This is a genomic window from Corynebacterium sp. HFH0082 (genome assembly GCF_000411235.1).
Classification (GTDB): domain Bacteria; phylum Actinomycetota; class Actinomycetes; order Mycobacteriales; family Mycobacteriaceae; genus Corynebacterium; species Corynebacterium jeikeium_D.
Genome location: NZ_KE150404.1, coordinates 2,268,258 through 2,280,652, shown reverse-complemented (window position 1 = coordinate 2,280,652; position 12,395 = coordinate 2,268,258). Strand labels below are relative to the sequence as shown.

13 protein-coding genes and 1 pseudogene are annotated in these 12,395 nt (G+C 57.1%); 5 read left to right on the top strand and 9 right to left on the bottom strand.

Annotated elements, in window-relative coordinates:
- Positions 1-241 precede the first annotated feature (241 nt).
- Positions 242-484, bottom strand: coding sequence for a hypothetical protein (locus HMPREF1206_RS09795; protein ID WP_016423152.1), 243 nt, complete (start codon positions 482-484; stop codon positions 242-244).
- Positions 485-872: 388 nt separating this feature from the next.
- Between HMPREF1206_RS09795 and HMPREF1206_RS11030 the strand changes: the two are divergent.
- Positions 873-1,052: pseudogene (locus HMPREF1206_RS11030) on the top strand (YtoQ family protein); the annotation flags it as partial.
- Positions 1,053-1,068: 16 nt separating this feature from the next.
- Here HMPREF1206_RS11030 and HMPREF1206_RS11230 read toward each other — a convergent pair.
- Positions 1,069-1,344 (bottom strand): amphi-Trp domain-containing protein, encoded by a 276-nt coding sequence (locus HMPREF1206_RS11230; protein WP_042388827.1) that lies wholly within the window; start codon positions 1,342-1,344, stop codon positions 1,069-1,071.
- Between the two features lie 370 nt (positions 1,345-1,714).
- Here HMPREF1206_RS11230 and HMPREF1206_RS09785 point away from each other — a divergent pair, with 370 nt between their 5' ends.
- On the top strand, positions 1,715-2,209 hold the full coding sequence (locus HMPREF1206_RS09785) for a 2'-5' RNA ligase family protein (protein ID WP_016423149.1): 495 nt from the start codon (positions 1,715-1,717) through the stop codon (positions 2,207-2,209).
- A gap of 98 nt (positions 2,210-2,307) precedes the next feature.
- Here the strand turns inward: HMPREF1206_RS09785 and HMPREF1206_RS09780 are convergent, their stop codons facing one another.
- From HMPREF1206_RS09780 to HMPREF1206_RS09760, 5 genes are all read right to left on the bottom strand, one after another.
- Positions 2,308-3,192 (bottom strand): hypothetical protein, encoded by an 885-nt coding sequence (locus HMPREF1206_RS09780; RefSeq protein ID WP_016423148.1) that lies wholly within the window; start codon positions 3,190-3,192, stop codon positions 2,308-2,310.
- Positions 3,193-3,338: 146 nt separating this feature from the next.
- Positions 3,339-4,511 (bottom strand): MFS transporter, encoded by a 1,173-nt coding sequence (locus tag HMPREF1206_RS09775; protein WP_016423147.1) that lies wholly within the window; start codon positions 4,509-4,511, stop codon positions 3,339-3,341.
- A 122-nt stretch (positions 4,512-4,633) separates the two neighbouring features.
- Entirely contained in the window at positions 4,634-5,158 is a 525-nt protein-coding gene (locus HMPREF1206_RS09770) for a CBS domain-containing protein (RefSeq protein ID WP_016423146.1), read from the bottom strand.
- Between the two features lie 296 nt (positions 5,159-5,454).
- Positions 5,455-6,327: a patatin family protein gene (locus HMPREF1206_RS09765; protein ID WP_016423145.1), complete on the bottom strand. Its 873-nt coding sequence runs from the start codon at positions 6,325-6,327 to the stop codon at positions 5,455-5,457.
- Between the two features lie 98 nt (positions 6,328-6,425).
- Complete coding sequence (locus HMPREF1206_RS09760; RefSeq protein ID WP_016423144.1) at positions 6,426-7,676, bottom strand: glutaminase; 1,251 nt, start codon at positions 7,674-7,676, stop codon at positions 6,426-6,428.
- Between the two features lie 152 nt (positions 7,677-7,828).
- Between HMPREF1206_RS09760 and HMPREF1206_RS09755 the strand changes: the two genes are divergently transcribed.
- Together HMPREF1206_RS09755 and HMPREF1206_RS09750 are read left to right on the top strand one after the other, a co-directional pair.
- Positions 7,829-9,262 carry a GuaB1 family IMP dehydrogenase-related protein gene (locus HMPREF1206_RS09755; protein WP_005510682.1) on the top strand — a complete coding sequence of 478 codons (1,434 nt, stop codon included), beginning with the start codon at positions 7,829-7,831 and terminating at the stop codon, positions 9,260-9,262.
- Positions 9,263-9,430: 168 nt separating this feature from the next.
- Positions 9,431-9,880: a YchJ family protein gene (locus HMPREF1206_RS09750; RefSeq protein WP_088611608.1), complete on the top strand. Its 450-nt coding sequence runs from the start codon at positions 9,431-9,433 to the stop codon at positions 9,878-9,880.
- Here HMPREF1206_RS09750 and HMPREF1206_RS09745 read toward each other — a convergent pair.
- Positions 9,877-10,830: a DUF808 domain-containing protein gene (locus HMPREF1206_RS09745; RefSeq protein ID WP_016423141.1), complete on the bottom strand. Its 954-nt coding sequence runs from the start codon at positions 10,828-10,830 to the stop codon at positions 9,877-9,879. The two genes, HMPREF1206_RS09750 and HMPREF1206_RS09745, sit on opposite strands and share 4 nt — an antisense overlap.
- A 171-nt stretch (positions 10,831-11,001) precedes the next feature.
- Between HMPREF1206_RS09745 and HMPREF1206_RS09740 the strand changes: the two genes are divergently transcribed.
- Positions 11,002-11,709 (top strand): isochorismatase family protein, encoded by a 708-nt coding sequence (locus HMPREF1206_RS09740; RefSeq protein WP_016423140.1) that lies wholly within the window; start codon positions 11,002-11,004, stop codon positions 11,707-11,709.
- 62 nt (positions 11,710-11,771) lie between these two features.
- On the opposite strand, the gene HMPREF1206_RS09735 is transcribed toward HMPREF1206_RS09740, so the two are convergent.
- Positions 11,772-12,326 carry a gamma carbonic anhydrase family protein gene (locus HMPREF1206_RS09735; protein ID WP_005510604.1) on the bottom strand — a complete coding sequence of 185 codons (555 nt, stop codon included), beginning with the start codon at positions 12,324-12,326 and terminating at the stop codon, positions 11,772-11,774.
- Positions 12,327-12,395: the final 69 nt, after the last annotated feature.

Sequence of the window (12,395 nt, the reverse complement as noted above, 5' to 3'; positions counted from 1 at the left end):
CACAAGGTGCCATCCTCCGACGGTCACATTCCCGGTTCTGGCCGAGGCCTCATGTCGGGGGAATAAAACTTCCTGACCTGGCGGGAGTTCGCTGGAGCGTTGTCGCGGTGCTTGGAGTGACGTGCGTGAGCCGGTGTCCGAAGAGCAGGTAGCCCAGGAGAACCGGTACCAGTGTCATACAGAGCGCGACACCACTGCTCATGGGTCGGGCCTGACGGCGGGCTGGGGGGGCGAGGGCCGGCTACCGGATCCGGGCTTTCGCAGTGACGAGCAGCAGGGCGGCATGGTCGACTTCGCCGTTTTTGATCTCGCGATTGAGCTTGTGTAGCACCACGGGGCAGCGCAGGCAGCGGATGCCGGATTTGCAGCACTTCTTCTTCGGTGTCATCGCAGCCAGTTTGAAGGGGTCCTTGCCGGCGAGCTTTTTCGCGGCTTTGGCGGCGTCCTTCTTCTTGCCCTTGTCGCCTTTCTTGCCCTTGGCCATGCGCGTTCCCTTCGTCGCGAATTTTCCTGAATTAGGTTAGCGTCACCTCATGCGATGTGGGGAGGCGTGGGTGCCTGACGGGTGTAATTGGGTGTTGCTTGACGACGGCTCGCTTGTCGGCCAGTGCCGCAGCGGTAAATGACGGCCAAAGGACGCAAAATCGACCAAAACGACTCAAATCTGTTCGCTGTGACCTGCGGAAATGGCGAGCGGTAGTGAGTTGTTTCGGCGACGGGCGCTCCTCGGCGTGCAGGAGTTCATTGTGCGACAGATTGGACAGTATCACCCTGGCCGCTGGGCCGATGTCACTGCTGTCAAAAGCCTGAGCCCATTAACTCGAAGCATGCATAGACGGCGTTACAACCCGAGAAACACTCGGCCCGTGTGCGACCACCTGGGGGAGGCACCTGCGGGATTCTGGCATGATCACCAGTCCTCGAAGGTCAACTCCATTCGCACCCGTACTCTGATTGAGAAGGCGGACATGGTTGTTGTCCGTTTCGGCGACCAGTACAAGCAGTGGAACGCAGCCTTCGATGCAGGTTACTGTGCTGCGCGGAACAAACCGGACAGCAACAAGCCTGCTAGGAGATTGCGAAGCCAGATGCTGGTCCTGGCTTTTCGACAGGCTCGCCAGCCTCGTCGACCATCCAGTCGATTTCCAGCTCTAGCTCGCGCTCGATGCCGGTACGCTTTCGGGAATCGACAACTTCCATCGTGGTATTAAACGATGTTGGCATGGTCATCGTCACCGCGGACTTGCCAGTGCCGAGAGTCATTTCCCCGGCGCGGATGCGAGCCGCCAGCGTCTCCAGCAAATCAGCGAGCTCTTCGCGACTGAAGCTTGTCTTGCTCTTCACCAGCTTTTGATTCTTCGGGGGCGTAGTCTTTTTAGGTTTCGGTGCCGTGTCTTTACTTACCTTTCCGGCCGTGTCGGTATTTGTGCAGCGTGGAGAATTGGCCGTCACTCCGCACTGTCTTTGAAGATGGTCTAGAGAGCTTTCAGGGAGCCTGCCCATCCCCATTATCCCAATGAAAAAGTGTTTTTACCATGAGAAATAATAAGAGGCTAGAAATTCCTATAGGTAGGTTATAAATTGTGGAAAATCCTTACGCTATGCTCTGGAGTGCAAGGTCCTGAGTGTATTAGGTGAAGAGCTCTAGTAATGCGCCCTTCGTCAGTGCTTCAAGTGTGTCGACCGACAGCAATAGGGGAGGAGTAAGCGTCACGTGGTGTCACCTGACAACATCCTGATGTACCTTCTGCCTGAGCAAGAGGCGCAGGTTAAAGAGATCTTTGCGCAACTGGCAGAGCGTGGATTCCCGCAGCAGAATCAAAAGCCCCACATCACTGTGACTTTTGCGCCGACTATGAGACCGAAGGTAGTCCAACGAGCAGCCGAAATTCTCCCTCCGCTTATGCCAGCAGAGTTTCGCAGGGTAGGAACGGTAGTGTTCGGCACAAAGAGTAAACAGACTGTCGCATGGTTATTAGAAACAAGCGATGAGCTGGAAGAGGCTGCTCGCGCAATCAGTCGTCTCAACCCTGACGGCCGCGGCTCCCGCTGGATTCCGCACCTGACCATGGGCCTGAGAATTCCACGGGATATTGTGCCGGACTACGTGCGCGCACTTGACGAAATAACGAACCCGCACTTTAAAACTCTCAACGCGCCACGAGCTGCGTTCTGGAGTCCCAAAGTGCAGGAATTGACGGAGTTCTAGGGAGACTCCGGTACTTGTGTGCTGATGCTCCTCAGCAATTGCGTCCCGCTATTTCGCAAAAACTGTGGTTTCAGAAAACAGTAGGCTAAGAAGAAAAACTAAGCAGCATCCATAATCTTCTTTGCCTGGGCATCGAAGACCTCCAACGCACGCTTCTTTGCCGCTTCCTTAGACTCTGGAGTTGCCTCTGGAATCTGCATGGGATCCGTCGTGTTTTCCATGTTGCCAGTTGGTACATCCGGAGTCGGGGCGGCGGACACCATTACCATTACGCCATTGACGATCCTGACAATGTCGTAGCTGGTGGCCGTAGTATCCGTGCCACCGGCGTTGATGTTCGCACTGGTCTCGTGTGCAGTGAACTCAGCTGGCTTGACGGAAAGATTTGGCTCCCACTTTTCTCGGTGCAGTTTCATTGTGGTCGTCATGTCCATGTCATTAAACATGTCCTGCATCTCAGGAGAAATCTCCTGACCTTCCATGGAGTCTTTCAGAATGTCGGAAGCATCCATCGTAGCCGTCACGTCGGAGCACTTTTCGAGGCTGTCCTCGTACTTCTGGTACGCCTCAGGATTCTTCAATACCGAGACGCTGACAGTGACGTTCTCTTCCTTAATGTCCGTGTAAGCGCCGGCAGCATTCTCCAATTCCTCAGTTGAGTTGGTGAAAGTGGCGCATTCGGCCGGTTCAAACTTCATGGAATCTTCTGAAAACATCTCCATGGCATCTTTGAACCCGGTGATCTTGTTTCCGGAGAAGTCCGCCCCTTGAACTTCATTTGTGAGCAGGAGCTGATCTTCGGCTGCAGCAGGAGCTGACCCATCTGCCTTCGTCATCTTGCTGGTCGATTCTTTGCCTGCCTCACCACCGGCATTGCTGCTTTCTTCCCCCGAGCCACATGCTGTGAGCAACGCGGCGCTTGCCAGACCCGCCACTACAGTTGTCGCAAACTTCTCCCACATTCCAGAGCTGCGCTGCTTCATGATTCCTCATTCCATCGAGCTGAATTTCAACAACCTATGCAACCCGCCCAGGAGCCCTGGGCCGGAGCCAAGCTTTTGTGAAAGAAAGAATACAAGAGCTCGTCTCAGCACGCTTCCCAAAAACAAGAATTTCAGTCGCGTCTGCTTTACGACGCTCCGTCGGACCTCACCGCAGACTGCGCAACCTTTGCCACGGGATACATGGATACCAATGCAATAATCGCACCGAAGACGAAAACGGGCACAAACCCGAATTTCGGCGCTGCGAAAGAAATAACAAAAGGAGCGAAGAAACCAACATAGGTCAGCGAATAGTAGATAGCGGTGGCAGCACCCAACTCGGCTGGCGGTGCGATAATTTGCACTTCGCGGAGGCCGGAAACCATCATTACGCCGTACGCGGCACCGAGGGTCAGAGCGGCTGGGAAAACGCTCCACACGTTCTGGGTGAGGGCGACGATGAGGCTGAGCAGCATACCGACCGTCGTTAAGCCAAGACCGAAAATAGCTGGCGGGATAAAGCTGCTGGAACTGATTCGAGTGACCAGTGGTTGTACCAGAACGCCGGTGCCCATCGTGATGCAGGCGATGAGTCCGGCAAAGGCAATGGGGTAGCTGGATTCGGCGATTGTCGGAAGGACGACGAACGATGTGCACGCGGCACCGAAGACCCACGGTGCCCAAGCGGCGACTGCCCACAGGAATCTCGGGCTTAGGGTGGCAGAGGAGAAGAACCGTTGCGGGGTGTCGCTGTGCGCTGAGGTTGGCAGTCCGCCGGAAGCGTTCCATGTCAGTGGTGTGATGCCAAGCAGCAGTGCGAGATGAACAAGATAGGGGATGACATCAGGGCGGGGAGCAAACTCCGCGACCAACCCGGAAGCCAGGGGGCCGAGGGAGAACCCGGCGGAGAGCGCAACGGTTGCGCGCCGAGCGGAAATTTGAGGTGCGACGGGCGCAATCTCTTTAATCCACGAGGCGCCGGCGGCCATTACCATACCCATCGAAATGCCGACGACAAGGCGTCCTATCAGCAGTGATGGGAAGTGGAACCAGACGCCGGTGAGTAGGACGACGGAGCCGGCGGCAGAGGTTATGAGTGCGGGCCGGATGATGGCGCGACGGCCGAGTCGGTCGGAAAGTGGGCCGCAGATGAGTAGTGCGGGGATGAGCCCTGCGACGTAGATGGCGAAGAGAAAGGTGACCTGGGACTGGTTGAGAGCATCGGTTATTCGATACGCGGGCAGGAGTGGGGCAAAGAGGTTGGCGCCAAATGCAACAGCGAACATGCCCAGGGCTACCCGAATCCAGTCTCGTGCCACGATTTGCCTCCTGTCGACTCTCATCTTTTGGGGATAGAACAGTGTGGTAACAACAATAGGCCAGCTAACAAACGCTAGCTGGCCTATTGAGTTACTCGGGTTGCCTACCCAAGTTAGTCGCTCTAGTTATTGGCGGCACCGAAAAACGCGGTAATCGGTGAGAAGAATCCCTTAGACTTCTTTGCCTTCTTAGCTGCCTTAGTCCTGCCAAGAATACGCTCAGAGATGCGGTCGGTAAGAACCCCTACCAGCTTGCCGCTGCTGACGACGGGCAGCTCGCTGCGACGCCCGTCGATAAGCTGGCGAGCCCTGATAGCAGCTGGATCCTCGGGCTTGACGAAGACCTTCACAGGAGCGCCGACGGTGTTCATGTAGGCACCGCGGTCGGCGTATTCGCGGAGTTCCTTCAGTGTAATATCGCTGGTCAGGTAGCCTTCATCGTCGACGAGGAAGACACAGGTATCGTCATCGAGACCAGCAAATTCAGCTGCGTAGGTGCTCAGTGCCTCACCGACAGTGATGTCCTCCGGCAGCGCAATGTAAGAATCCGTCATGTGCATGCTTACGGTGTCGGGCAGGAGGCTGTACGGGCTGATTGAAGACTTCGGCTTGAAGAAGTTGGCGATGGTGTTCTGTGTCTGTGTCATTGTGGATCCTTTTCCAGGTATCCCAGCTCCTTTGCTAGGAGGGAATTTCTGTTGATTGAAAAATTATGGCTCCTTCGCCTATGAGTGTTGGCAATGTAATGCCGTAACTAAAGGTGGCCACTTGAGATGGACCCTTGCCTCGGGAGTCTTTCGAAACTCTCGATAAAGTGCAGGGCAGCGGCCTATGTAGATATAGGAGCCTTACCTAACGAGGTTGTTCGCTACGCAAAGGTTAACACAAGGTTACGTACGCAGTAAAGGGGAATGAACGAAAAGCTTCCTAAAGGTGGCGGAAGCTACAAGCCCATGAACTCTCGAATTGCTGGCCATTCGGCATCGGCTTGCGCCCGGCCGAGCTCGTAGTTGTGTATCAGCTTCGACCGCTTCCGCTCCGCCTTTGTGATGCTCATATTATTGGCGTAGAAAACATATGCTTGGCCTTTTCGTTCAAGCTCAGCAGCCCAATCGAGAGAGGCGTTGTAGCGCTCGTGCCTGGTGATAAGTAGCTCAGCTACCACCGGGGTACTGCGGAAAATCTGGCGCAGTAGCTGTGGGCGCTTAGGGGCGGTGCGACGGAATCCTTTCGGGCGAGTCAGGACGATGAGGAACTTCTTGAAACCATCTGCTTCGGCGGCATTAATGGGAATGCCACCTGATGATCCCAGTGCACCGTCGACGAACGGAACGCCATCAATATAGGGCATACGCATGACACCCGGAATCGTCGAACTGGCGCGAGTGTACTTCATCAGCGTAGGTAGATCTGGGATATCGTCCGGCCCCCAGTTGATGGTCTCGCCCGTATCCGCTCGGACAGCAGAAATCCGGTAGGGAGTTGGATTGTTCTTAAAAGTCTCGTAATCCAGGGGCATGGCGCCGTCGGGAAGTCCCGCGTCTTCATAGATGTACTCGGCATCGAAATAGCCGCGTCCGCGCAACATTGGGCGCCAGCCACTGCTGTCCGGCTGCGCGATGAAGTCAGTGAAGCTATTTATAGAGCGCTGGATATCCCGGGAAAGGTAATTGACCACGTGAGAGGCGCCGGCGCTTACGCCACCGACCCAGCCGACATCGATGCTCTCGCGAAGTAGCCGCTCGACGAAAGGTGCCGTGTAACTATTGCGAGTCCCTCCGCCCTCGAAGACTAATGCCACATCGCTGACCTGCATTTACATCCCTCCGGTTGTTCTCGCGCTGCTGCCTTTCGGGCGTTACGATCGTTCAAGACTACCCGAACGTCACCATATTGGATTTCGGTTAGCGCAGTTTACGGCGCATCCTGGAGGATGACTGGCAGCAGCCCCTCGCCCATATCTGGGTTCGGCAGTACGCCCTCCGGGTCGTAGAACAAGATCTCCTTGCCGTCATGGCTCAGACGTCGCATCGCTTCCAGAATCAACGTGCGTCCCACCGGGTTGACAATGCCAACGCGGCTGACGTCGAAGACAATTTCGCTTTCCGACGGTGTGGAAGTCGCCAACCTGTTGAGAATAATCTCGGCCGCAGTGAAGTTGACTGGGCCCTGAATCTCGATGATCGAGCGGCCATTGCTGACGCGCGTACCGCGCAGCGCACGCGAACCAATCGCATCGGCATCCATGAGATGAAGACCCAAATCTTCGGAGAGCTTCCGGAAGATGGCAATGCTGCGGACGCTGTTGCCGTGGTCGTTCAATCGCGGCGAAAAGGCTGCAAGACCCGCCTGTCCAGGCAGCGCTCCCAGCAAGCCGCCGGCGACACCGCTCTTGGCGGGAATCCCGACCTCGGTAAACCATTCACCGGCCTCGTCATACATGCCGGCAATAGCCATCACGGACAAGACTCGGCGAACAACCGAGCGGCCGAGCACAGTCTGGTTGGTAACCGGGTTAACGCCGCCGTTGGCCAACACTGCGGTCATCATGGCGACATCGCGAGTGTTGACCAGCACGGAGCACTGTGCGGTGTAGCCGCGGACAGCATCGTGGGGCGTGGTTTCGATGAAACCGTAAGCTGCCAGCATATGTGCGATGGACATGTTTCGATGGGCAGTGTCCATTTCGCATTCATAGGCATCGTAGTCAACGCGGAGCTTACGGCCAGCCAAAGTTGAGAGAAGCTCCACCATGTGCTTCGTGCGAGTCTTCCAGTTGGCACCTGGCTGGCATACGAACTGGTTGATGGTCAGTGCACCGACATTAATCATCGGATTCTTTGGTCGGTGCGTGCCCTGCTCCAGCGACAGCTCGTTGAAGGCCTCACCGGAAGGTTCGGTGCCCACAATGCTGTCGATTTTGTCTGTGCCGTGCTCGGTGATGGCTGCGGCATAAGCGAAGGGCTTGGACATCGACTGAATGGTGAATTCAGTATCGGTGTCGCCCGTGGCGTAGGTGCGACCTGACACGGTGGTCATAGCAAGTGCCAGGCGGTCGGGATTAGCTTGGGCAAGGGTGGGAATATAGTCCGCTACCTCGCCAGACTCATCGGGGCGGACGGATTCGACGATTTCGGACAAGTAATCTTTGATCGGCGTTTTCATCAGATTCTGCTAAGCATCTTTCCTGGGCTGAAAAATCCCGGTTGAGTCAATGGAGTCCCGTTCGAACCTACACCAGGCGAGGCCGGTCACTGATGCTCACCTCGGTGCACTCTCACCGTGCGCGCCGGAAAAATCGGCATATCCTGGGGTGTGTGAAATTTCTCAACAATCAGTCCGCGCCCTACGAGTTGACCTACAGCGATGTCTTCATGGTGCCGTCAAAGTCATCCGTCGGCTCTCGCATGGGTGTCGATTTGTCCACCAATGATGGCACCGGCACAACCATTCCGATTGTGGTCTCCAATATGACGGCTATTTCCGGGCGCCGGATGGCCGAAACCACCGCTCGCCGAGGCGGAATTGCCATCCTGCCGCAGGACGTCCCAGCTGACATTGCTGCTGAGACCATCCGCAAGGTCAAGTCCGCTGGGCTGGTTTTCGACACTCCAATCGTCGTCAAGCCTCACCACACCGCGGGGTATGCGCGCCATCTTCTGCCGAAGCGCGCGCACGGTGCGGCAGTGGTGGTGGAAGACAACAAACCGGTTGGTCTGATTACCGGCCGTGACCTGGCGGGCGTTGACAACTTTGCGCAGGTGGGGACGCTCATGTCCACTTCGCTATTTACGCTTCCGGCCGATATTGAGCCCCGTGACGCTTTTGACCAGCTCACTGCTTCCGGTCGCAAACTCGCTCCAGTGGTGGACGCCGATGGCGCGCTGGTGGGTATTCTCACGCGTAAGGGCGCGCTGCGTGCGACGCTTTACAAGCCCGCTGTCGACGCTGAGGGCAAGCTGCGCGTCGGTGCGGCGCTTGGCATCAACGGTGATGTTGAAGGGCGCGCGAAGACACTGCTCGACGCAGGTGCCGACGTGCTCGTTGTCGATACCGCCCACGGTCATCAGGAATCGATGCTCCGTGCTTTACGACGAGTCCGCGCGCTCAACCCACCTGTGCCAATTGCCGCTGGCAATGTCGTGACCGCCAATGGTGTTCGCGACCTAGCGGAGGCGGGAGCCGACATTATTAAGGTCGGCGTCGGTCCGGGTGCGATGTGCACAACCCGAATGCAGACCGGAGTTGGGCGTCCACAGTTTTCTGCCGTGCTCGAATGCGCTGCAGCTGCCCGTGAATGCGGCGTGCATGTCTGGGCTGATGGTGGAGTGAAAGATCCTCGCGATGTTGCGCTTGCGTTGGCTGCGGGTGCGTCCAACGTGATGATTGGCTCGTGGTTTGCCGGTACTTTCGAGTCCCCAGGGGATGTCCAAAAGGACGTCGACGGGCGCATGTTCAAGGAGTCCTTTGGCATGGCTTCACACCGTGCGGTGGAGAGCCGAAATGCACAGGTAGAGGCCTTTGAGAAGGCCCGGCGCGAGATGTTCGAAGAGGGCATCTCGACTGCGAAAATCTACCTGGAGCCAGGCCGCGAAGGCGTGGAGGACCAGATCGATCGCATTATCTCGGGCGTACGTTCTTCGTTCACATACGCGGGTTCGGCCACCATCGAGCAGTTCGCTGAGCGGGCAGTGGTGGGAATTCAATCCGCTGCGGGCTTTGCGGAAGGAATGCCGAGGGCGACGCGGTAGCCGTCGTCAAGCCTCTCGGGGGCTAAGCCGACTAGCGGTGCTGCGGGCCAATTGGTAGGTATGTAAAGACGTTGTTAGGACGTGTTTAGTACCACGTGCGAGATTGGGGAGGGGCTGGCGATTATGGGTCGGCAGGTAAGAGAAAATAGTGCTGTAACGGAGTCTGGATTGGTAGCAGGAAACGGTGCTAGAGCAGGAAGCGGGAACGCATTTTTCGCTCGCGCCCGCGTTACTGATTCCGATTTGTGCCCGTGTGGTGGGGGGCTCTACGGGCAGTGCTGTGGCCCGCTGCACCGCGGTGAGCGGGAGGCGGTGACCGCAGCTGAGCTGATGGCAGCGAGGTACAGCGCTTACGCTGCCCACGAGGCGGATTACATCTGGCGGACGTGGCATCCGCGCTACCGCCCGGAAGTTATCAATGTCGATGACGGTGTGGAATGGGAAGGACTCACCATCATCAACGCTGTCGATGGCGGCGAGGATGACCGCGAAGGCATCGTGGAATTTGAAGCGGCTTTTCATGACCATGACGGTGTCGGCACGATGCACGAGCGTTCCCGTTTTGTTCGTCGTGCGCGACGTTGGGTCTACGTCGACGGCGAGGTCACGTACTCCTAAGCGTCAGACTTGTTGTGCTTGCCGTGGCCGAATGGCAGCACGGCGACAATCGCCACAATGATTGCGCCCCAGATGGTGCCGAAGATCAGTGAGCCGGTGGTGTTGGCCAACCAGCCGAGGAAGCCGCCGGTAAACTGCTGCTCAAGGTTGTGGACCAGCTGGTAGGGGAGATGCCAGCCCAGCTCGTCGAGGCCGACCACCATGATGTGTCCACCGACCCACAACATGGCAAACGTGCCGATAATGCCGATCGTGTTCAGAACGATTGGCATGGCTTTGACCAGCGCAGCACCAAACTTGCTGATACCGGTTGACTTCTTGGACTGCAGGTGCAGGCCAATGTCATCAATCTTGACCAAGAGGCCCACCACGCCGTAGACCGCAAGCGTGATGATGAGTGCCACCACAATAAGAATCAGCGCGCGATTGAGCAGCGGCTGATCAGCGACCTCATTGAGAGAAATCACCATGATTTCCGCAGAGAGAATCAAGTCTGTGAAAATTGCAGACTTCACCAGCGAATCTTCATTCTGAGGTGTGCGGTTAGTCGCCGCCTCCATCCGCTCCTGCTCAGTCTGATCGGGAGAGATTCGGTGCTTAATCTTCTCCCAGGCCTTTTCCATGCCCTCAAAGCACAGGTAGGAGCCACCGAGCATCAAAATCGGCGTCAGCGCCCAGGGCAGAAACTGACTTAGCAGCAATGCAATCGGCAGAATAATGACAATTTTATTGACCAAGGAGCCCTTGGCGATACGCCAAATAATCGGCAGCTCGCGTTTCGGCGAGACACCCTCGACGAATTTAGGTGTCACCGCAGCGTCGTCAACCACAACACCGGCGGCTTTAGCGCTAGCTTTGCCGGCCGCAGCCGCAATATCGTCTGTTGTTGCCGCTGCAGCGCGTGCAATCGTGGCAACGTCGTCAAGCAGCGCGACAAGTCCGCCTGCCATAAAAACCTCCCGTATTGGAGGACGCGACCAGGAGCCGTCGTCGTATCAAAGAATTACCGGAGCAATTTTAACCGCTTTCCCGGATTGACTCTGTGTTGTCGGTAGGGCGTCGATGTCCGGTCGATAGTTCACGTGCTCCTCTGAACGTGGGCACGTGGCAAGATATAGGCCATGAACGCTTCCTTCTCCGAAATCTACCGACAGGTCAATGCGGACAACTCGGATAACGCTGGCACCGAGGCAGACACCAGCAATGACGCCCACTCCGAGGAACAGCAGCGCCCGGCGCGTCCCCGCATGGCACTGGTAGTCGTCGACGCTCAGAATGATTTTTCCGCGGGTGGCGCACTTGCCGTCGACGGTGCTGAGGCAGCGTACACCGCTACATATCTGCATGTTGCGGGCACAGCTAACAAGTACTCGGTTCTTGCGACCACCCGTGACAATCACATCGACCCAGGCACGCACTTCTCTGAAACCCCGGATTTCGTCGATACCTGGCCGAAACACTGTGTTGCAGGTACCCCGGGCGCAGAGATTCACCCCGGCATGCAGCGCGCCATCGCGTTTTTTGAGCAGCTCAACCCCGCTGCTGTGCGTATCGATGTCACAAAAGGGGAGTACGCCGCCGCCTACTCCGGTTTCGAGGGAACAACGGAGGCTGGCGTTTCGCTTGCCGACGCTCTCCGCGCCTCTGACATCGAAGAAATCGATGTGGTGGGAGTTGCGACTGACCACTGCGTCCGCGCCACAGTGCTCGATGGCCTCAAGGAGGGCTTTTCCGTTCGTGTTCTGAGCAATCAGGTCGCGGCGGTGGACCCGGAGCGCGGCAAGGCTGCACTAGCGGAATTGGCCGCGGCGGGCGCGACAGTGGTGTAGTGCTGCGACACTGACCGTCAAACAATCCGCCTAGCCGCTTAGCTAGGCGCCTCGGCAGCCGCCTAGTTAAAAGTCACCATATCCAGGTCGACCTCGCGGAGGTGGCGGTGGTTGGACGCTGTTTCCACATAACGCCCTGCATGGGCGATGAAGCCCTCTGCTTCCTCGGCGGAGAGTTCACGACGCACCTTGGCGGGAACGCCTGCAGCCAGCGACCTGGGGTCGATAATCTGATCTTCCAACACCACGGCACCTGCAGCAATGAGGCTGCCAGCGCCGATACGGGAACGCGAAAGCAGGGTGGACTTCATGCCGATGAGGCAACCATTTTCAACCGTGGTGCCGTGGACCAAGGCCATGTGTCCGACGGTGACATCATCGCCGAGAATCGTGGGCACGCCTCGGTCGACATGGACTGTGGAGTTGTCCTGAATATTGGTGCGCTGGCCGATGCGGATTGGTGCGACGTCTCCTCGGAGAACAGAACCGTAGAACACGGAGCTATCCGCACCGATTTCGACATCACCGATAATGACCGCGCCGGGCGCAATCCAGGCGCTGGAATGAATGCGTGGGGTCTTATCTTGGTAGGTGAGAATGAGCGGAGTGTTCATCATACAAACCAATATAACTGTCACCTGAGGTCAGCGTAAGAAAAATTCTCAGCGAAACTCTATTCGTCGAAG

Coding starts and splice junctions, on each gene's coding strand:
- HMPREF1206_RS09795 (WP_016423152.1), bottom strand. CDS start 484: ATGGCCAAGGGCAAGAAAGGCGACAAGGGCAAGAAGAAGGACGCCGCC.
- HMPREF1206_RS09780 (WP_016423148.1), bottom strand. CDS start 3,192: ATGAAGCAGCGCAGCTCTGGAATGTGGGAGAAGTTTGCGACAACTGTA.
- HMPREF1206_RS09770 (WP_016423146.1), bottom strand. CDS start 5,158: ATGACACAGACACAGAACACCATCGCCAACTTCTTCAAGCCGAAGTCT.
- HMPREF1206_RS09765 (WP_016423145.1), bottom strand. CDS start 6,327: ATGCAGGTCAGCGATGTGGCATTAGTCTTCGAGGGCGGAGGGACTCGC.
- HMPREF1206_RS09760 (WP_016423144.1), bottom strand. CDS start 7,676: ATGAAAACGCCGATCAAAGATTACTTGTCCGAAATCGTCGAATCCGTC.
- HMPREF1206_RS09745 (WP_016423141.1), bottom strand. CDS start 10,830: ATGGCAGGCGGACTTGTCGCGCTGCTTGACGACGTTGCCACGATTGCA.
- HMPREF1206_RS09740 (WP_016423140.1), top strand. CDS start 11,002: ATGAACGCTTCCTTCTCCGAAATCTACCGACAGGTCAATGCGGACAAC.
- HMPREF1206_RS09735 (WP_005510604.1), bottom strand. CDS start 12,326: ATGATGAACACTCCGCTCATTCTCACCTACCAAGATAAGACCCCACGC.